The sequence below is a fragment of the Deltaproteobacteria bacterium genome (assembly GCA_016874735.1).
Classification (GTDB): domain Bacteria; phylum Bdellovibrionota_B; class Oligoflexia; order Oligoflexales; family CAIYRB01; genus CAIYRB01.
In genome coordinates, this window is record VGTI01000001.1 from 74,129 (window position 1) to 94,755 (window position 20,627).

Annotated in this window: 17 protein-coding genes; 4 read left to right on the forward strand and 13 right to left on the reverse strand. The window is 53.2% G+C overall.

Annotation, left to right across the window (positions count from 1 at the left end):
- Window positions 1-5: 5 nt before the first annotated feature.
- On the reverse strand, window positions 6-1,529 hold the full coding sequence (locus tag FJ146_00290) for a hypothetical protein (GenBank protein MBM4250392.1): 1,524 nt from the start codon (window positions 1,527-1,529) through the stop codon (window positions 6-8).
- 182 nt (window positions 1,530-1,711) lie between these two features.
- On the opposite strand from FJ146_00290, the gene FJ146_00295 reads away from it, so the two are divergent.
- Complete coding sequence (locus FJ146_00295) at window positions 1,712-2,242, forward strand: single-stranded DNA-binding protein (GenBank protein MBM4250393.1); 531 nt, start codon at window positions 1,712-1,714, stop codon at window positions 2,240-2,242.
- A gap of 4 nt (window positions 2,243-2,246) precedes the next feature.
- Here FJ146_00295 and FJ146_00300 read toward each other — a convergent pair whose 3' ends face one another.
- The 3 genes from FJ146_00300 to FJ146_00310 form a co-directional block, all read right to left on the reverse strand.
- The gene (locus FJ146_00300) at window positions 2,247-3,122 is read right to left on the reverse strand and encodes a hypothetical protein (GenBank protein ID MBM4250394.1); all 876 of its coding nucleotides are present in this window, start codon (window positions 3,120-3,122) and stop codon (window positions 2,247-2,249) included.
- 213 nt (window positions 3,123-3,335) lie between these two features.
- Window positions 3,336-5,126, reverse strand: a complete 1,791-nt coding sequence (locus tag FJ146_00305) for a phospho-sugar mutase (protein MBM4250395.1) — start codon at window positions 5,124-5,126, stop codon at window positions 3,336-3,338.
- Between the two features lie 46 nt (window positions 5,127-5,172).
- Window positions 5,173-6,717 carry an aldehyde dehydrogenase gene (locus tag FJ146_00310; GenBank protein ID MBM4250396.1) on the reverse strand — a complete coding sequence of 515 codons (1,545 nt, stop codon included), beginning with the start codon at window positions 6,715-6,717 and terminating at the stop codon, window positions 5,173-5,175.
- 114 nt (window positions 6,718-6,831) lie between these two features.
- Between FJ146_00310 and FJ146_00315 the strand changes: the two genes are divergently transcribed.
- Window positions 6,832-7,716: a hypothetical protein gene (locus FJ146_00315; protein ID MBM4250397.1), complete on the forward strand. Its 885-nt coding sequence runs from the start codon at window positions 6,832-6,834 to the stop codon at window positions 7,714-7,716.
- Here the strand turns inward: FJ146_00315 and FJ146_00320 are convergent.
- Complete coding sequence (locus FJ146_00320; GenBank protein ID MBM4250398.1) at window positions 7,700-8,926, reverse strand: DEAD/DEAH box helicase; 1,227 nt, start codon at window positions 8,924-8,926, stop codon at window positions 7,700-7,702. The genes FJ146_00315 and FJ146_00320 overlap by 17 nt on opposite strands.
- Before the next feature lie 173 nt (window positions 8,927-9,099).
- On the opposite strand from FJ146_00320, the gene FJ146_00325 reads away from it, so the two are divergent.
- Window positions 9,100-11,670 (forward strand): DUF3516 domain-containing protein, encoded by a 2,571-nt coding sequence (locus tag FJ146_00325; GenBank protein ID MBM4250399.1) that lies wholly within the window; start codon window positions 9,100-9,102, stop codon window positions 11,668-11,670.
- Here FJ146_00325 and FJ146_00330 read toward each other — a convergent pair.
- From FJ146_00330 to FJ146_00365, 8 genes are all read right to left on the reverse strand, one after another.
- Entirely contained in the window at window positions 11,654-13,261 is a 1,608-nt protein-coding gene (locus FJ146_00330; GenBank protein MBM4250400.1) for an alpha/beta fold hydrolase, read from the reverse strand. The two genes, FJ146_00325 and FJ146_00330, sit on opposite strands and share 17 nt — an antisense overlap.
- 55 nt (window positions 13,262-13,316) lie before the next feature.
- On the reverse strand, window positions 13,317-14,786 hold the full coding sequence (gene mnmE / locus FJ146_00335) for a tRNA uridine-5-carboxymethylaminomethyl(34) synthesis GTPase MnmE (GenBank protein MBM4250401.1): 1,470 nt from the start codon (window positions 14,784-14,786) through the stop codon (window positions 13,317-13,319).
- On the reverse strand, window positions 14,687-15,538 hold the full coding sequence (locus tag FJ146_00340; protein MBM4250402.1) for a hypothetical protein: 852 nt from the start codon (window positions 15,536-15,538) through the stop codon (window positions 14,687-14,689). The genes mnmE and FJ146_00340 overlap by 100 nt, the downstream gene beginning before the upstream one ends.
- A gap of 14 nt (window positions 15,539-15,552) precedes the next feature.
- Window positions 15,553-17,280, reverse strand: a complete 1,728-nt coding sequence (yidC, locus tag FJ146_00345) for a membrane protein insertase YidC (protein MBM4250403.1) — start codon at window positions 17,278-17,280, stop codon at window positions 15,553-15,555.
- On the reverse strand, window positions 17,241-17,489 hold the full coding sequence (yidD, locus tag FJ146_00350; GenBank protein MBM4250404.1) for a membrane protein insertion efficiency factor YidD: 249 nt from the start codon (window positions 17,487-17,489) through the stop codon (window positions 17,241-17,243). The genes yidC and yidD overlap by 40 nt, the downstream gene beginning before the upstream one ends.
- Window positions 17,486-17,884 (reverse strand): ribonuclease P protein component, encoded by a 399-nt coding sequence (rnpA, locus tag FJ146_00355; protein ID MBM4250405.1) that lies wholly within the window; start codon window positions 17,882-17,884, stop codon window positions 17,486-17,488. The genes yidD and rnpA overlap by 4 nt, the downstream gene beginning before the upstream one ends.
- 3 nt (window positions 17,885-17,887) lie before the next feature.
- Window positions 17,888-18,037 carry a 50S ribosomal protein L34 gene (locus FJ146_00360; protein MBM4250406.1) on the reverse strand — a complete coding sequence of 50 codons (150 nt, stop codon included), beginning with the start codon at window positions 18,035-18,037 and terminating at the stop codon, window positions 17,888-17,890.
- An 87-nt stretch (window positions 18,038-18,124) separates the two neighbouring features.
- On the reverse strand, window positions 18,125-19,099 hold the full coding sequence (locus tag FJ146_00365) for a hypothetical protein (GenBank protein ID MBM4250407.1): 975 nt from the start codon (window positions 19,097-19,099) through the stop codon (window positions 18,125-18,127).
- A 282-nt stretch (window positions 19,100-19,381) separates the two neighbouring features.
- Here FJ146_00365 and FJ146_00370 point away from each other — a divergent pair, with 282 nt between their 5' ends.
- A complete protein-coding gene (locus FJ146_00370) occupies window positions 19,382-20,578 on the forward strand; it encodes a hypothetical protein (protein ID MBM4250408.1) in 1,197 nt (398 codons plus the stop codon).
- Window positions 20,579-20,627: the final 49 nt, after the last annotated feature.

Genomic DNA, 20,627 nt, shown 5'->3' on the forward strand with positions numbered 1-20,627 from the left:
TTTGGTTACCTGACCTGATTGGTGATGTTGATGGCTGAGCCTGGAATCACGTCAAAGAAGATAATTTGATTACCGTAAAACGAGCAAGATGCCCCGCGACCGGAGTTGTTTACGGCAACCTGATAGTAACTGCGGATATCGTTGGCTGGGGCCAATTGACCGGTAAGCTGTGCATACCATGTCGGATCGTCGACGAGACTCGCACCGATCCAGTACGATCCGTTGGCGTCTCCACGTACCCAGTTCACGAGATCACGAAAGTTATTCACGACTACGGTCTTTTTATTGTTGATCATGACGACGCGGAAATCACCCGGATACGAGTACTGAGACACCTGCGCACCTTTGAACCCATAAACGCGTTCAAATTGCATCTCGTCTGCAGTAGGGAGGAACGTGTAGGCCTTTTTAGCTTCGTCATAGGTGGGGCGTAGTTCGCCTGTTATACGTACGCGAATAATTTGATTAGCGTTGGGACTTGATGCAGGAGCACCGCGCTGTGATAGGTAGAATACATCACTATCCTCGGGATCCGGCCTTACAGCGTAGAAGTTAGTGCGATAATATTTGTACGAAGGATTGTTGAAGAAGGTGCTTTCGTCTGGAGCACGACTGTAATCACTGAGGCGGAAATATAACCAGCGCAGCTCACCTTGTGAGACGGTGTCAGTTGACAGCCTGAAGGGGAAATCACAGCTTGGGTTGATTGACGAAGTAGTGCATAGAGGAGCATTTTTTTCTTCAGCAGCAATGTCGTAGACGAGAAACTGATAGGACTGACGCGCACTCAAGTCTGACCATGCCCGACGGGTTTGCTCATATTGATCCGGGATTTCATTGGGAGTTGCGGCAGTTAAGGTGCCGATCGTGTTGTAGGAGTTGGCATCTGCTAGTTCCGCATCCCCAGTGCTCGGTTTGTCTGGTTGGTCAGGGAAGCCGATCAGAAGGTTGCGTTGAGCATCGAAGTGCAAGGCCCTATACGGTCGCGAGAATTGGCGCACCTTCTTCATGCGACTTTGACTTAGATCAGTTTCCAGCTTGCCTAAAAACAAGCTGCCGTTAGCACACGTCACGGCAAAATACTGGTAGCCCTTACGCATGGCTGAGGTTACGGGACTGCAATCAGGGACCAGGTCTGCCTTTAGTTCGGGATTTACCGGGTCAGTGAGGTCGTAAATGTAGACGTGTGGCTGGCTGTTTCCAGCATTTGCGGAGTAATCCAGGGTCGCAATCATCACGTTACCGACGACATTGACTGATCGTCCCATACGCGGAATTTCGAGGGCTTTTAGTTTGTTGCCATCGCCGTCCATGATGAGGATCGAGCCGGCATTGTATTTACGCTCAAAGTCGGCATTTAAGGCGTAAAAGTATTTACCGTCGTCGCTGACGGCAATATCGACTGGACTAGCAACATTGGTACCTAAAGTCGGGAAGCTCTCTTTGCGTCCACAGCCGATGGCCAGAACGACGGCCAGTGCCGTGAGGAGAACTGAGGACGCTTTCATGTCGGTCGGTCGCTTGGTCATGTAAATTTCTTCAATTCTTTTGGTTCCGGCGAATGATAATCGAAACTTAGAATGTCACGTTCAGACACTTGAGGTAAATGCTAAAAATGCCTTGTTAGCGCGGAGTCCGCTCCGGTATTAATTGGGTCTCAGTGCGGAATTGCGGCTTTAGTACAGCTCCAGCCATGAAAGGTGATCAGCGGATGGCGTCGTTAAATCGGGTAGTTATTCTCGGAAATCTCGGCCAGGATCCTGAACTCCGGTACACGCAGAACCAAATGGCGGTCTGTACCCTACGTGTAGCGACAACTGACTACAGGACCGGTCAGGACGGTCAGCGTCAGGAGCTCACTGAATGGCACCGTATTGTGGTATGGGGGCGCCAGGCTGAAAACTGCTCCAAGTATTTAGCCAAGGGCCGCAGCGTCATGATAGAGGGACGGCTGGCGACCAGAGCTTGGGAGGACAAGCAGGGTCAAAAGCGTTACACAACCGAAATTGTTGCGCAAAATGTGCAATTTGTCGGTGGCCAGCGCAGTGATCGCCAGGGCGGTGCACCATCAGTCGGTGGTGGTATGGGCTCCGGTTACGGCAACTCTGCTGGTATGGGCGGCGGAGCTGGCGCTGGTAACTTTGATATGGATATGGGCCTTGGCGACCAGGGTGCTGGTATGGGCGGTATGGGCGGTCTTGGTGGCCCAGACACCCCTGGCCTCGATGACATTCCGTTTTGATCAATCAGAAGCGCACGCCTAGACCACCGTATAGAGTGATATAGCTATCAAAGGTCTGAGGCGTGCCGATGAGTAGGTAGTTGTCAAGGGACGCGAGCAGCTCAAAGCGCTTCATAAAGTGAAACCGCTGACCAACGGAGACGTGAGTCAGCACGTTGCTTTGTGACAAGGGCTGTGGCCTGCCAGCGATTCCTACAAGATTCTCGTCGATCGTGCCGGGATTATTTGCTGTGCTACAACCGTTGGGCTTGGCTGCCTCTTCCTTAGTACAGAAGACCCCCCGTTGCGGCGTGCCGTCCGGGAAATTGTTTTGCTGTGGGTAGTACTTAGATATCGCTAACCCACCGCCAAAACTTATGAAAAAGTCGAAGTACGTCGTGAACGACAGCAGCACCAGCTGTTTTCCATACAGTGGGTTCCAAACAAAATTGCCCGTCCCGATGTAGTTGAGCTCGCGGATAGGCACATACGCTGGGCCGAAATTAGCGTCACCCTTCGAGTCTTCCGCGAGATTAGCAGCGCCTCCGCACTGAGCCCCGATGGCAAAATTGGGGTCGTTATAGAAGGTCTCGATACATGCGCGTTCGGCCTTATCACTATTGAGGGCGAAGACGCCCTCCGCACTAAAGCCCCAGTTCTCGCTCCAAAAATAGGTTAAGGACCCGTTGAGCATAAACGTTTGGATGTAGGAGCCGTTGAGGACACTGCCAACTTTAGTGTCGAGCTCGATAACTGATTTTTTGGGGAAAAGCTTGTCCTTGACCACATCGGGTCCCTCGACAGCCTTTTCGTAGGCGTAGCCCATTGGGGCCAGGCCGCAGGAGAGGGCAACAAGTGCCAAAGCAACGGTAACGGATCTAGCAAGTTTTCGGAGGAGCACGTAGGGCTTCCTTTCCCAAGGATGGGCCAACTGGGCGAGGCCGCTCAGAGTTATAAGCTAATCACTTTAAATGATAACACGTTGGCAGGGGATCGCGGTAAGCTCTGCAGCAGGCGAGTTGGCTGACGTGGCACAGCTGATTTGGGTAAAAGACAATAACCGCGCGAATACCCAATCTCAGACTGGGTATTACGAGCGGTTATCGAGATCGACTTAATTGTTGCCTTTTGCCATGGCGACAAAAATGGCCTCAATCCGTTCAGCGCGACTTTGGCACTTGGCCTTAATTCGGTGCAGTGTCTCCCCAGACTGGCCTTTGGCAGCCTCGTCTTTAACCGAGACGTAGAACTTAATCTTGGGCTCAGTGCCCGACGGGCGCACACTGACCTTGGTACCGTCGAGGAGGACAAACTGCAGGACGTTAGACTTTGGGAAGTCTAGGTTTGCGGTGTGTTTGAAGGTCCGATCACTTGCACTGAGAACCTGCTGCGTATCGAAATCTCGCAGTAGCTTCACTCCGATACCATCAATCTCGCGTGGTGGATCGGCTCTCAGCCGCGCCATCATGGATGCGATCTGGTCGGCTCCATCTTTACCCGGTAGGGTTATGTCAGCCAAGGTCTCATAGTAGGCTCCATGCTTCTGAAACATTTGATCCAGGACATCGAGCACCGATTTACCCTGCGACTTATAGTAGGCGACCATCTCGGCAGCTAAACAGCAAGAGATGACAGCATCCTTATCTCTAACGAAAGATCCTGCTAAAAAGCCGTAGCTTTCCTCGCCACCGCAAACAAACTGTCGCGAGGGTTTGCGCTCGCCAGATTCGTACTCCTCAACCCGCTGGCAAATCCACTTAAAGCCAGTCAGAGTCTCATCACAGGTCGCACCAAACTCGGCTGCCAGGTCGGCTTGCAAGTCTGTAGTGACGACTGTTTTGATGACTAAAGGATTCGCCGGCAACCGCCCTAGCTCTTTCTGAGCATTGAGCACGAAATGATTCAGTAGGGCGCCGATTTGGTTACCGTTCGGGCGTACGTAAGCGCCGTTCACCAGGATTTCCATACCGATACGATCGCAGTCGGGATCGGTGGCGAGCACTAGGTCGGCCTGAAGCTTTTTGCCTAGGTCTCTGGCCATATCCATGGCTGAGGGGTTTTCGGGGTTGGGCGATTTAACCGTCGGGAAGTTGCCATCAGGACGCTCCTGCTCTGGGACTACCGTGACATCGGTGAAACCGTAGCGACGCAGCATCTCAACCACGGGGTAAAGTCCCGCCCCATGGAGGGGTGAATAGACAATTTTGAAGCCCTTGCGACCTTCTGGCCTGAGGGATAAAGCTGCAACCTTGGCAAAATAGGCCTCATCAAGCTCCTCGCCTACCTCGCGCGCCAAGCCTTTGGCCACCGCCTCCTCAAAGGGCATCCTTTTGATGTCGGAGTAATCTTTAATCTTACCGTAGTGGGTGATGATAGCTTTGTCGTGTGGCGGCACCAATTGGCCGCCCGTTTGCCAATAGACTTTGTAGCCGTTGTACTCTGGCGGATTATGACTGGCGGTGACACAGACGCCGGCATGACAGCCGAAGTGACGCGTCATAAATGACAGCATCGGCACTGGTCTAAGCTCTCGTGTAATCAAAGCCTGAATACCATGCGCTGCCATAACCTCGACCGTTGCTTTGGCAAAGTCCCGCGAAAATCGCCTAGAGTCGTGCGACACGGCGACCTTAAGAGCCTCATGCGGGAACGCTTCTTTCAGGTGTCTAGCCAAAGCTGTTGACGCCTTACGGACGTTATATATGTTCATACGTGCCGTACCGGCGCCAATGATGCCCCTTAGCCCGCCGGTACCGAATTCAAGATCGCGGTAAAAACGATCGACTATATCCTTCTCTCGTTTACCGTCGATTAATGCGGCTACCTCGGCGCGCGTGGTCTTATCGAAAGCCTCAGAGGTGGCCCAGTAGCTAGCGCGCTCCTGGATGACAGGATCAAGATTCATCAGCGTCCCCTTTGTGGTCAGGTCCGCCAAAATTAAATCAAATTGGCTACCAAGGCCAAGAACTTATCATCTTAAATGCCTCAGGATCATGAGAAATCACTTGAGGATAGCAAAGGTAAAGTGCAGTTCCTGGCCCGTGAAAACGATGATGGCCACTTTGCAAGCGCCCACCTAGAGGGAGCGTCGCCTCAATTTCAACAGTGGGGGTGTTCAGCATTAAGTTGGGGGCGAGGAATAAGTCGCGTCTAGCCTCTAGCACTGCCGGGTCCCCTATAAATGAGACCGAGAAGGCGGCATCTGTCGTGTTTATTTGCTCGATCGCCGTGTCTAGGACGTCGTACTCATAAACCGCAACGTCCGGAGAAAAAAGGATATTACCTTGGTAGGCGCTGCCGTTATCGAAGCTACGTAAATAATGTAAACTCGGACTGACAAAAAACCCTCCCAAAGTCTCGTCGACTTCACGGCCCCAGAGTAACGTCGTCGTAGATTCGCGGTTGGCCATGGTCTGGAACCGTAGAAACTTCTCAACTGCTTTCTCGGAGTAAAGAGGACCCATGAATGGTTGATCATTCAGCGGTGCATCCCCGAGATCCGTGCGTCCGACGCGGACTGATCTAAATGCAGCTGTGATCGCCTCTGAGAATTGTGGCATTAATGAGCGATAAACAAACACCCGGCTGGTTGATGTGCAGCGCTGTCCAGTGGTTTTAAGAGCGCCGTAAGTCACGCAGCGGACGGCTTCGTCAATATTAGCCGATGAGTGCACAATCACGGCATTCTTGCCGCCCGACTGCAGCACGAGCTGCCGTGGTACTGAGATGCGTGACTCTATCCGGATCGCATCGCAGTGCTCTCGCGAGCCTGTATAAAGAATGGCTTGGACTCTTTTATCAGCAATGACTTGTTTAAAGCTGCTGAAATTTCCGAAAACTACCTGTAACGCGGCAGGCGGTATTCCCTGCTCTTGAGCGAGCAGGGAATACAGCAGCGAGATCATGAGAGCGTGCGTTGACGAGTTGAGTATCAGGGGACAGCCAGCCATGACGGAGGCGGTGAAGTAGTAGATGAAACTCGTGAGTGGTGTTGAGAAAGGCAGATATGCTGCAGTGACACCCATCGGTCGCAGCTCGATCTTGACCCCGCGGTGAGGTCCTGCCGCCAAGGGTAGCATGAGATTTGTGATCAGTGATTCGCCATGTTCGATAGCCCAAGTCAAATAATTGGCGCTACTGCGCACATCCTCGGCAGCCTCCCACTGCGGTTTCCCAGCCTCGATCCTCAAAACGAGCTCGGCGATATTTTGGTAATCGAGTAAGGCTTGTCTAAACTTGGCAAGTATCTCTAGCCGCTTAACTAAACTCAGTTGGCCAAAGGCCGACTTTTCTTGATTAGCAAAGTTGATCGCTTCGGAAATACTTTCTTTATCTATGCCGATTTCGACCAGTTTTTCGCCATTATTGGGATTGAGGGAAGCTTTAAATGCGCTGGGTCGTCTCGCCGCAAGCCATCGGCCGCCGACCCACTGACCAGGCCAATTGATTGGAAAATTTCGATTTTCGATGTGATTGACAAAGTCCTGCAGCTGCATAATCGACTCCGCGACGAGGTTGCGTCCGAGAGACTCCAGATGACTGCTCCCAGTATACCGCCATGTTTCGCATTTGTTATACTTGGGAGGAGTGTCTTTCTAAGGAGACCACGCGTGACTGAAAGTACTTCGATCGCAAACCAACAAGATGTAGCGGCAGTTTGGCCTGATGGTTGGTACCTTTATGAGAACGGAAAATTAAACGGCCCACTCTCAGCCGATCATGCGTTTAGTCAAAGGCCCGATTGTGACGATGGGAGCCCACGACTCATCAGTCGGAAAGGCTTCAGTCAGTGGTATCCTCTGCAGGACTTCGCTGCTCTATACCGACTTTCAGAGAGCATGGCGCAAAAGGTAGAGGTCGCTGTTGGTTCGACTCAGGATCCGATGACCAGACCATCGGTAACGCCCAAACAGGTTGGGCCTACCACGGTCCTTGCCAAATCAACGCCGCCCAAATCCAGTAACGCGGCACTTAGGCGAGCAGTGGCCGATGCTGCTGCCAACTCGATAGCACCCGCATCGCCAGTGCCGCGATCCCTATCCAAGGCCGCTGTCGAGCAGGAATACTATCTAGCACGCACACGCCTGGCTTTGGGACAGCTACGCAATCCCTGGGCTGCGGCGGGTGGAAGTTGGATACTCAGCCTTGGGGTTTATTGGGGCTTCTGGTTTGTATCGGTCTACAAAGAGATTGAGCGTCACACGCAGAATGCAGTACCGGTACCAAAATGGCTTAAGTTTACTGCATTGGTATCCATAGTGCCGCTCCTCAATGCCTGGCCAACCTATCGCTTGGCGTGCCAGATTCGTGAGATGGAGCGACAAAATAAATACACATTTACGAATCCGCAGCTTGCACTACTCGCATCCCTCTTGCCACCAGTCGCGATGTTTTATCTGCAAAGCGGACTCAATCGTCATTGGACCTTACATGCTAAGCATCTCATTTTGAAACGTCGTGCTGATGCCGCCGCAGCTGCTACCGGCGTCGCCTAGGTTTAAATTTAGAGTTGTTCCGTTGCTGTGGCCGCTGCGGCCCTGGTGACGGCGTTTTGGATGCCGCTTGGTTGGGATCCATTGGGAACGGATGATCATTGACGACCGGTATTTTCTTTTTGATTACCCGCTCGATACTGGTCACAAAACTACGCTCTTCGGCGTCGCAAAACGAAAGTGCTGCACCGACATTTGCTGCTCGGCCCGTGCGTCCAATGCGGTGCACATAAGTTTCAGGTATGTTAGGGACATCGTAATTAATAACGTGAGTGATATCGTCAATGTCGATACCACGAGCAGCGAGGTCACTAGCGACCAGAACACGCGTAGCTCCGCTCTTGAAGTTTGCGAGTGCGCGCAGACGTGCATTTTGTGATTTATTGCCGTGGATAGCCTCAGCCTGGATGCCATGCTCGTTGAGGTAAGTCGAGACCCGATTGGCAACAGCTTTGGTCCGCGTGAATACGATGACGCGCGCAGCCTCTGGATTCTCCAGGACGTGGATAAGCAGACGTCGCTTATTAGGGCGATCGACATAATAGAGTGACTGATCGATCTGCTCGCTAGTTGACGAGGTGGGCGCCACGGCAACATGCACTGGGTTTTTGAGGATTGCATTTACTAAAGACTGCACCTCGGGGGGCATCGTCGCTGAGAAGAGTAAATTTTGCCGTGCAGGGGGCAGTTTGGCTATGACACGCTTGACGTCATGGATGAATCCCATATCGAGCATCCGGTCGGCTTCATCAAGGACGAAGACTTCCACTTGATTGAGCGAGATGAATCCCTGTGACATAAGGTCCAGAAGGCGACCGGGTGTGGCAACAAGGATATCCGGGCGGCGCTCGAGGGCGCGTTTTTGGGGCTCAGCGCCAACACCACCAAAGATAAGAGCGCGTCCCAGGTTAAGGTTAGCACCGTAATCTCGGAAGCTCTCGTCTATCTGCGCGGCCAATTCTCGCGTCGGGGTGAGCACAAGGGCACGTACCCCACGGCGACCCTGGCTTAAGGCTAGCTTTTGCAGTAGCGGCAGTGCGAATGCTGCGGTCTTGCCGGTGCCCGTTTGGGCGCAGCCCAGGATGTCACGGCCGTGGAGTATCGGTGGAATCGATTGCTGTTGAATAGGGGTAGGCTGTTCGTAGCCCATTTGCTTCACGGCTCTAAGGATCGGTTCGATTAGGCCCAAGGTAGCAAAATTAGGGGTGGGCATCGCATTTTCTAGTTTATTCACGGATACTCGCTAACGGCGCTTTTGGGCGCTGGCCGAAGGCTGGGGGGTGGCCGATGGCATGGTTTTTATTGTGGCTTCAGTATGTTAACGCCTCATTGGCGTTGCTTTGGTAGTTGGCAAGACCGGCGGATCGGCATATACCTAGACGACTTATGGTGGAACCGCAAGACCAAGCTTTATCGTCTCGACCACTCCGACGGCTTTTACCCACTCCGGGGCAGCCGGTCGACAGTGGCGATTTACTGGACCGCTTTCTCACGTATGTGAAAGAGCAGGGCCTGGAACTCTATCCGGCTCAGGAGGAGGCGATCCTCGCCCTGTATGAGGGCCGAAACGTCATTCTCAATACGCCCACAGGCTCGGGCAAATCCTTGGTAGCCACAGCTCTGCACTTTCACTCGCTGGCGCACGGTCGTCGTTCAGTTTACACCTGTCCGATTAAGGCCTTAGTTAACGAGAAGTTTCTCGCGCTGTGTGCCGTTTTTGGCCCGGACCTGGTCGGCATGGCGACTGGTGATGCCACAGTCAATCGCGACGCTCCCATCATTTGCTGCACCGCGGAAATCCTCTCCAATATGGCCCTGCGCGAAGGAGCATCAGCTCCAGCGCAGGACATCATCATGGATGAGTTCCATTATTATTCCGACCGGGACCGTGGGGTTGCCTGGCAGGTACCGCTTTTGACACTTAGCTACGCGCGTTTTCTCCTGATGTCGGCGACCCTAGGTGATACAGCGGTGTTTGAGGACGGCTTACACCGACTTACTGGAATCGGTGTCGACGTGATCAAGTCGGCCTCGAGGCCGGTGCCACTCGATTTCGTCTATCAAGAGACGCCGCTACACGAGACGATTCGCAGTTTGGTGTTCGGCGGTAAGGCCCCGGTTTACTTGGTGAGCTTTACGCAGCGTGAATGCGCCGAAGAGGCGCAGAATCTTCTCTCCGTGGATGTTTGTACGAAAGAGGAGAAAAAAGCCATTGCCGAGGCACTTAGTGGCGTCAAATTTTCGAGCCCCTACGGCAAGGAAATGCAAAAGATACTGCGTCATGGCATCGGTCTTCATCATGCTGGGTTACTCCCGAAGTACCGCCTTTTGGTGGAACGGCTGGCGCAGCAGGGCCTACTTAAGGTGATTTGCGGTACCGACACTCTTGGCGTTGGGGTCAATATCCCAATTCGTTCCGTGGTCTTTACCAAGCTTTGCAAGTACCACGGCGACAAGACCGCGCTCCTTAGCGTTCGTGACTTTCTCCAGATCAGTGGACGCGCCGGGCGGAAGGGGTTCGACGACAAGGGCACAGTGGTGGTGCAGGCCCCACCGCATGTAATTGAAAACCTCATGCTCGAGGCCAAGGCTGGTGGTGATGCAAAAAAATTGCGCAAAATAGTGCGTAAGAAACCTCCGGAGCGCGGTTATGCCCATTGGGATCAGAATACCTTTAACCGTCTCCTTGCCTCGCCACCAGAGGCACTGACTAGTCGCTTTCAGGTAACCCACGGGATGTTGCTTAATATTCTTAGCCGCCCCACTGACGGATGTCGGGCGATGAAGGAGTTAGTGCGTTCGTGTCACGACACCCCGACTCAGAAACGCCAGCACACACGGACAGCATTCCAGCTGTTTCGCTCCCTGGTAGATCGCCAAATCGTTGAAATTATTCCTCGCGAGCAGCGTGACGGTCGGAAAGTAAGGGTCAACATCGATCTGCAGGAAGACTTTTCCCTCAATCACGCTCTCTCTCTATACCTGCTCGATACCATCAAGTTACTCGACCGAGAGTCTCCTGATTATGCCCTCGATCTCCTAACATTGATCGAGTCTATCCTTGAGAATCCTGAACTCATTCTCCGTAAGCAGCTGGATCGGCTAAAAACCGCCAAACTATTCGAGCTCAAAGCTGCTGGCGTTGAGTATGAAGAGCGGATGGAAGAGCTTGAGAAGTTGGAATATCCGAAGCCCAACCGAGAGTTCATCTATGAAACGTTTAACAGGTTTGCGGCTACTCATCCGTGGGTAGGCCAAGAAAATATACGGCCCAAGAAAATTGCCAGAGACCTTTACGAGCAATTCATGAGTTTCGAGGAGTACATCCGCGAGCTGGATTTGCATCGTGTAGAGGGGTTGTTGCTTCGCTATCTATCGGAAACCTACAAGGTGCTCGTACAGACCGTTCCGGAGACGGACCGTACTGACGAGATCTTGGCAATGATTGAGTATTTTGGTGCGCTAGTGCGCGGCATTGATGCGAGCCTTCTCGAGGAGTGGGAGCGGATGCAGGCTGGACCTAGCCGCCGTTCCAGTGTCTCGCACGAGGACTCTGAAGTGCCTTCTGATATGACGCGTAACAAACGACAATTTACTGTCATGGTTCGTAATGCTGTATTTAGACTACTGCGTTTAATAGGTAGTCGCAGTTACGGTGAGGTCGTGGATCTAGTCAGCCAAAGTCGCGTCGACGATGTACCAACCTGGACCGCAGACGAGCTTGATAAAGTTATCGCGCCGTTTTACGAGGATCATGCCGCAGTAGCCACCGATCAAGCAGCGCGTGATCCGCGTCACTTGCGTATCGTGGAAAAGCCTGAGGTCTGGTTGCTCGAACAAACCATAGTCGATCCCGATCAGCACAATGACTGGATCATGAAGCTAGCTGTCGATCTCAAGACGTCGCGGGAGACCGGTGCGGTTGTGTTGGCTCTTTTTGCTATTCAGCCGATCTAAGCGGCGTCAACGGCACATCTAATTTGAGATTACCGTTCGACTGATCGAGCTTGTAATTGTAGCGCCAGAGTGTCGGTGGCTGGTATTCAAAGTCGGCGCCATTAAGCACCACTCCGAGGCGGTGACCAGGTGCCAAAGTCCAGGCGGTGAAATACATCTCGATCTCGAATTGGTAACTGCCATCGCCGGCTATATCTCCATCAGACCATGTATGGGTCCCGTGAGTGATTAATTGGCCGACTTCATCCGGTCCGATATCTACCAAATGGGCAATGACCAGCCCTTTTTTCGTTTGCGTTGCTAGCTTTAGCCTTAGCTTAGGGATGCCTAAAACTGTGGCGCCGTCGCTATAGGGGGCAGAACTAAACTGAATGGCGTAGGGTCGCTTGAGTTCCTTGATCGGCACAGCTACGGTTTGCAGATCAGTAAGATTTTTCAGAGCGCTACGCACGGGAATACCCGTGGAAACTCGCGCGGGGTTCCAAGGAGAATTGACGATGGTCAGGTCCGTGGGCGTCAGAGACTCCATCACTGTGTCATTGAGCTGATAACCATGCGAGGTTTGCTGCAGATAGAATGTATCGACCCGCGCATCGTCGCGAAAGTCGTCCTTGAGACCTAAAATCTTGTCGCTGTTTTTAAAGCTTATGCGAACGCGTCCATCGAGATTACTCGGTCGCTCATCGCGTACGTAGGCATCAAACCATTCATGCACCGATGCCCAGGGTTCCTTATCTCTGTATTGTAAAACGGTAATCGATGAGGCGGCATGAAAACCGCGATTGATTTGCAGGTGCTTAGGTCCGGCGAGTTTCTCGTAAAAATCGACAGTTTGATTGATCGGAAACAGGGTATCGTCCATTTCATGGATCAATAATAACGGAGTCTGTTTTTGATTCATCTCATCCAAATGAAACCAAGGCGAGCTAGCTTCGAGTACATCGAGTGGCTCTGGATTGGTGCCATGCCAGGCATGGCCAATGGCTTCCTTGATCAGATCCAAGGGTCGCCCGAAGGCGAATAGCAACGCGCCAATTACCAGATTCCACGCAAGTCGTGGGGTATTACCGACGCTCGGGTGCACGATATTGGTCCAGCCGCTTAATGAAGCCACTGCGCTGACACGGGAATCTGCAGCAGCGGTCAGCAATGACATGGCCCCGCCCTCCGAAATACCTGTCATGCCGATGCGGCCAGTCGCGTAATGTGCGGTGAGCCAATCGATAGCATGCTGCACATCTTTCACTAGGTCAGGATAGATGAGGGTGGTGCTGCCACCTGACGACTTCCAACCACGTGGGTCAAATGATAGGACGCGGTATCCATCCGTCGCAAAAGCTTGGGCCTGCGGTCGATAAGTGGTGTGGGATTGCCCAAGTGGGTTCAAGAAAATGATTGTGGGCAATAAGTCAGTGTCGCTAGCGTGGCATGGGGCAGTAATAGCACCCCGTATACGGACGTTATCTGTGGTGCGAAATTCAATACGGCGCTCGCTAGGCGTGCAGTCTGACTGCCCGACTACCGGTAACGATGTCAAACTGACTGACAAGGCAGTCGCCGACGCTATAAGCCGATAACGCTCAATGCCCATACTGGTACTCCCAAGTGGCCATCTATAGTACAGGTTTCGCAAGTTGGCTAGCCAGTCATTTACCAACGCAGAATTGACTGAAAACTTTGTCCAGCACGTCTTCGGTGTCGATTTCACCGACAATGGTACGTAGGGCTTTAACGCTCTCCTGCAGCTCAAAGGCCAACAGTTCGACGTATGCACCATCGGCATCTGCAAGGTTAAACTTATTTAGTCCTTCTAGGGCATTACGTAGTGCATGGTGCTGCCGGGCCGAGGTGACGTAGGCATGTTCGGCAGCTAGATTCCCAACGTGCAGGTCCACCTGCCTAGCAAGCGCTAGGCTCAACTCTCGGATGCCGGTGCCGCTCTGGCATGAGATCTGGATCCAATTGGGGCTCCTCGCCCACGTGGGCGCACTTAGATCCGCTTTGGTCGCAATACATAAATGGCTGCGGGGCAAAAGTTCGCCAGTCCATGCTGCTAGTTGCGCCTCAGGTGATTCAGTCTGGTCGCTGGCAACTAAAAACAGTACTAGGTCCGCCTCGCGCGCTAGCTGCCTGGCTTTTTCGACGCCCATCGCCTCCACTGGGTCTTGCGATGCGCGCACACCAGCCATGTCGATGAGGCGGATCAGACGACCGTCAATCAGGCAAGACTCTTCAAGATAATCGCGGGTTGTGCCTGCAATTGGGGTAACAATCGCCCGCTCACGCCCGAGCAGAGTGTTCATGAGCGTCGACTTGCCGGCATTGGGAGCGCCAAAAAGTGCCACAGTTAGACCTTGGCTGGCGACGCGTCCGTCATCGTAACTCCCGATCAAGCTTGTGATCGCATTGACAGCCTCTAACACGCGCTCACGCACGGGCACCAAATCCACATGGGCTGTGTCGCCCTCGTCTGGGAAATCAATTTGCGCCGCCAAGTAGGCGAGAGCCTCCACTAGAAGGCGCCTCAGATTTTCGATCGCAGACTTAAGTTTGCCCTCAGTCAGATGTCGCGCCGCCAACCATTGCTGATGCGACTGGGCCTCGACCAGGGCTTTGATGCCCTCGGCAGCTGTCAGATCTAACTTACCGTTTAGGAAGGCCCGCCTCGTGAACTCACCCGGCTCAGCCGGACGGAAGCCTTGGCGAAATAGTAGCTCCAAAATGCGGCGGATAATATACGGCCCACCGTGGCACTGGATCTCGGCGGAATCCTCACCAGTAAACGATTTAGGGCCACCAAACAGCACTACCATCGCATCATCGAGATGCTCGCCGGTTCGTGGGTCGCTGATGGTAGCAACGCGTAGTTGCCGTGCCTGCCAGCGATCTGCCCAGTTTAAACATGGTAGGAGCAGTTGGTGGCAACTATGGCCAGACAGTCGGATGACGGCAACGGCCGCTGCGCCAGAGCCTGTAGCTAGCGCAGCGATGGGCTGCGCCTCTGGCCCGACGCCAATCACTCTTCGTAAATCTCCGGCTCGTCCATCATCTGCGCGTCTTTTTGTGGCAGAATCATGAGCTTGCGGTTTGGACCCGAGCCGATGGACTTGGTGTATACCCGGTCATCCTTGTCGAGTGCCATGTGAATAATCTTGCGGTCATACGAGCTCTTGTAGTTGAGCACAATGGGACGCTTGTTCTCGTGAACTTTAGCGGAGAGGTCGTGGGCCATCTGAATCAGCTCCTCCTCGCGCTTGCGGCGGACGCCACTGACATCAACAAAAATGCGGAACGGCAGCTCCTGCCGTAGATGACGAGGCTTCTTCCTCAAAATGTGCTCGAGAGCTTCCGCCAACTTGCTGTTCTTGCCAATCTGCTGGGCGATATACTCGTTATCAATGTTGAGTACTAGACGCCCGTCATCGACGGTGGTCGTTACCGCCACTTCTTCTCCCGCTAGGCGGGCGCAGATGCCGGCGCAGAAATCTTGTAGCTCATCTGTCAGGGCAGCGACCTGAGCGTCGGTCAGAGGCTCAGCCTTAACTGCATTAATACCCTCGTCATCGTCCTGATATCTCTGGCGCTCTTCGCGCCGCTCGCTCCGCGCACCGCGGTCTGACTTAGGTCTCGGTGTGGTGGAACGTGAAGCTTGTTGCGGCTTGCCTTTGGCCCAGGCTTCAATAATGACCACGGGATTTTTGAAAAAGGAAAAGAGGCCGCGACTCGTTTCTTCCTTGATGATCTGGTACTGGACATCGTCTTGGGTCAAACCAAGCAGACCAGCAGCTTTTACCAGGGCTTGCTCCAGCGATTTCGCTTCGACTTTAACGGGGCTGCCGTTAGCGGATGATTTCAGATTGTTGCTCATCCCGGGTCTCCTTTTCAACGCGTAGCGGGCTCAAGTTTGTCCAGTCGATAATACAACCAACGCTGCTGAGCGATACCGATGACGGTGTTCGTCAGCATGTAGAGAGTCAGTCCGGCTGGCAAAGACAGCATCATGACTGTGAACATTATAGGCATAAACATCAAAATTTTCTCTTGAGTTTTATCCATTCCGGAAGTCGGGGTCAACTTCTGTTGTACGACCATCGCAACGCCCATCAAGACTGGCGTGACGAAAAATGGGTCCATGGCTGATAAGTCCTGAATCCACAAGGCAAACGGAGCATGGCGCAAGCTTATCGATGTTTGTAGCACCTGGTAGAAAGCGAAGAAGACGGGAATCGTGGGCAGCACGGGCAAGCAGCCCTTCATCGGATTGATCTTGTTTGCCGCCATGAACTTCATGAGCTCCTGCTGCTGACGGGCACGATCGTCTTTGAAGCGCTCTTTGAGAGCGTTCATCTGGGGATTTAGCTTCTTCATCTTATGCATCGAAACCGTCGAGGCACGCACAAGGGGGTAAAAGAGCAGCTTCAGGCAGATCGTTAGTAAGATGATGGCGACACCGTAGTTGTGGGTCAATCGCTCAAAGGCTTCGATCACGAGGAGTAGTGGCTCGGCAATAAAGCCAAAGGTACCGAGGTGCATGGCGCTTGTGAGCTCTGCGTCAAAGTCATGCAAAATATTTATATCTTTAGGGCCTGCATAGACGCGGTAGTCCAGGCTGACGGTCTCGCCCGGCTGGACGCTGCCCTGGCGATCGAAATTAATGGCGCTGAGGCTGCAGCCGGTCTTGCCGCTGCCGGGTCCGTGATCTAGGCGGAGGCTACCCGTTTTGGCCTTCGGCTGAAATACAGTCAAAAAGTAATGGCGATCGATACCGACATAGCGCACTGGTACCCCGTCAAGACGCGGTGCGTCCGAGTCGCCATCGCAGAACTTCTCGACGTCAATCCATTCCGTGCTGTCGTCGGCACGGTAGATGAGCTGATCCCGCTCGCGCACGGTGCCAGGTATGATCCCCAACAGCGCGGCAGATTTTTTGGCCCGCAGCGTTTCCGTCAGCAACAGGCCGCTCGTCAACTCGACCGCTTGGGCGCCGGTGTTGGTGAAACTTACTTTCAAGTCGAGGCCGTAACCTTGCGCCGGAACGGTATACATCTGGCTGATCTTGAAACCGTTAACTTCGCGCCAAAAGGTCAGGCTTTGTCCTTGGCGGGTAGCGTGAAATACGCCAGACACCGCGTCGGGAATGCGTGACTCCATGGTGCCCTGCAGTGCCATCGGGCTATCAAGCAAATTGACCAGGCCTGAATCAGCACGATCGCTCTGTTTAAAATCTTTCAACTGAATCCCAGAAAACCCACCCAGCTCCTGCGAGAATTGATAAACTACTTTGTCGGTTTCAATTGTCAGGTCGCTGGCGCTGAGGGCGACCACTGTTGCCGGTGCGGGGGTCGCTGGCGGCGTACCTGCGGACGTGACTGGAGTCGCGGTGCTGGTGGTGTCAGGCGCCGCAGTTGTGCTGGAGGCGGCCGTAGTCGTGCTTGTTGCTGAGCTTTGGATACCCGAACCACTGCCTGGAGCCGGGCGCGGGTACTTGGAGTTAAGATATTGCGTGTAGATCAGGTAGAAGGCTACGCAGAGCACAACAGCAACGATGGAACGATGGTCGATTTTGTTATTCACGGTAGATCGATTCCCCCAGGATGGAAAGGATGGCAACGTAGCAGTCGTCCGCCAATTTTCTTAAGTGCCACTGGCAGCGGGTAAGCCGCCAAACAGTCCTTAGCGTAATGAGAGCAGCTTGGATAAAAGCGGCATCGCGGTCCCAGTACAACTGACAAGGAACGTTGGTATATCACAATCAGCAAAGAAAGCAGCCTAACGATTGCGGACTTTCGGCCCCGTGTTCGATGCCGCGTTTGATTCATGGCTCCAACTGACGTTTAAGTCGCTTGAGTCCCTGCTGCAAAGAGGTTGCTATAGTCTCACTGTCGCTACCGGCGGCGCTTCCTCTAGCCACAATCACGAGATCGGTACTCCAAAGAGCGGCGAATTGCTCCAGCTCTGGCCGCAGCTGACGGTAGGCTTCGCGCAAGTGACGCTTGACCCGATTGCGTACTACAGCATTGCCGACCCGGCGGGAAACCACCAAACCAACACGGCCACCGCCGTCTTTGGGGCCAGACTCGCCTGGCTGACGCGGACGCAAATAAAGCACTACTGGACCACCGACCACTTTCTGCCCCTCGTCAAAGGCGCGGCGGAAATCGATACTGTGATGCAGTCGTAGTGCTTTGGGAAATGCGTACACTTTAAAAGTCAGTAATTACTTGCTGTAAGCAGTAACGGCGAGGCGCTTGCGGCCTTTAGCACGGCGCAGCTTAAGCACGTTACGGCCGCCTGGAGTTGCCATCCGTGCGCGGAATCCATGGGTACGGAGGCGTTTCAGGTTGCTAGGTTGAAATGTGCGTTTCATCGAAAGGTCCCTTCATAATCTCTGCAATAGCGGGGGGGACCATACCAGACCAGTTTCAGGAATGCAATGCCATGCCAGGACCGAGATTCATCGCGTCAGATTGGCTCCGGTGTTTATCATTTCCCATTGAGTTGTTCTCCCGGATCCCGTCATGCCAAGTAGCACCTTCTCCTTCATCTCCATTTCCAGCTTCGCAGCAGATTCTTTAAACCTTAGTTTCGGGCTGTTCCTGGGATCGGGATTCTCCACGATGGCGTTTTTTATTACCGTGAGATCGATGAACGAGGTGCTGCCACTGTAGTAAACCTTGCCTGTAAACATTAAGGTATTCGGCGGTACCGTTTTACCTTTAGAATCTTTAAGGCCTTTACCCGTGCCGTCGTCCCGCACCCAAGCCTCGACTAGAGGTACCTGGCCGTTGGAGGCGTCTGTGCCAGTGACTTTCACCTCAATGACGCCCAGCTTGGTCATCGCTAGATTCTCATCCTTGCATCCCTGGTAGATGTCCCATGTGCCCTTAATCTTGCTAAGGACGCGTAAAATATCCAGCTCAGTGGCCTTAAACGTTACGATATGCCTGATCTGTGTGCTTGGGTCGTTTTTGTTGAACCAGAAGTCAACGACCGGGATCACCGTCGGATCGGTCAGTGTCACCGCGATTTCGACATCAGCGACTGGGTCATCTTTTTTCTCTGTGATTTGGACGGCATCGGCAGGAATCTCCTTGCCAGATTTGTCGCTAAATCCCCATTTGCGGTTCGGGAACAGGCTCATCGGCACCCGTTTATTGTTCTTATCGACAACCGCACAACGAGTCGACACGACCTTCCCCTGGGGGCTGACGATATTTTCGTACTCTTCGCAGTCAAGCTTGGAGGAAGTGAGATAGGCACCAGCGATACTCTGAGGGCTATCTGCCGCGGTGTCCTCGCCGCTGCTGGAGCCCTTCCTAGTGTCCGAACTCGTGGCCGATTCCTTCATCAGTGACCCCTGACCGCAGCCACTCATCAGGCCGAGTAGGCAGGCAATGATCCAAGCCGAATTTAGGATTCTTTGGCGCATTTTTGACCCCCGTTGCTTAGTTCTTCGGCAAGTGTTTTATGGAACTTTAGGAGGTCGTTTAACTAACTGAAATAAGTGAAGTAATTTCTTTCCTTTTAAATTCCTTTCAAGACCTCATGTTGGACGGAGTTGGTAAAACTGGCATCCAACTTAGATATCCCAAATTATAGATAAAGATCTAAAACAATATTATTATTATTAATTATAATAAAATGTTGATTTTTTATTAAAATAGTTTAAAAATAGGTTTCCTTTTGACCTTTTCCGCAAGTAGGTGACCATATGCAAGCCATGCGTATCGCCGGACTTTTGTGGTTAGTCAGCAGCCTCAGCGGCACGGCATTTGCCGGAATGCCGCGCCTACAAATAAGACCAGCTATCCCTGTAGGTTATACTGGCGATATCCTGCGACTACAGGTCAAGCTGCCGTGTGGTAGCCGTTACTTCGGTCTGGTCGCCAAAGGCGACGGCAAGGGCAAGGTCTTGCAGGTGGCTGCTGCGGTCACCGACAGTAGCGTCGTCTGTACATCGATGCCTCAAGTCGTCGAGGTCGGCGCCGATTTTCTGGCGACGCGCCACTATGAGACTGTAGCGCCGATGGCTGTCACGGCTGGGACCCGCATCCATGCGGTTCCTGTCGAGGAGCTTCGCTTGGTCTCTCGGGCAAAGGGACCAAAAGGTCTGCACGCAGTCTACACTAAACACTGCGGACTGGACCTTGGTACGGTGATTCATCGCAGCGCATCGAACCAACTCGAGATCGCCATGGTGGAGGAGAGTGTATCAAAGGAACGCGCCACGCAGTGTCTTGCTGCCCCGATGGCCCGCAAGATTTCTTGGGTGTCTATCGAGAATGCTTCGTTAACGGTCAAGCCCCTGCCGACCAGTAGTCGATCGTTAGCCCGCCAGTTCACCATGGCGCTGGCATCCGTTAACACAGTGAAGGCTACCCGAGATGGAATCACAGTGAGCTATCAGCGCCACTGCAACGAGGCACCCGTGGGACTCGTGCTTGGAGCGAGTTCGATGGCTCATGCCCGTATCGGTGTGCTTGTTGCCAGGTATCCCAATGTGCGCTGTTTAGACGAGATGCCCGTGGCTATCACCGAGCTCATGAACGAACCTGCGATCATGCTGCCCCAGTCGATGGAACTTAGTACGCTTCACCAGGTCGCAGGAGCTGACATCAACTTGCGCGCACCCAGTGCTATCACCCTAGAAAAGAGTCCAAAACTGACAAGTTTGCGCCTGAGTTTTATCGATAGCTGCCAGCTTCGCTACGCCGTCTACGCACGTGATAATTCGGGGCGCCTAGCGGTGGGCACTTTAGCTATGCAGGAGACACCAAAAGCGATCAATTTAGCGGCCGTGGAGCCGGCGTGCTCAAAAATGCCAGCGCAGACGGACATTGTGCAGCCATTTATTGCCTCAGATTTGCATGCGAGTCAGATTTACCCACTGCGTGTGCGTGGTGGCTGAGACGGCAGTCTCCCCAAAAAAGACGTCAGACTTTGATCATCAGAACGTG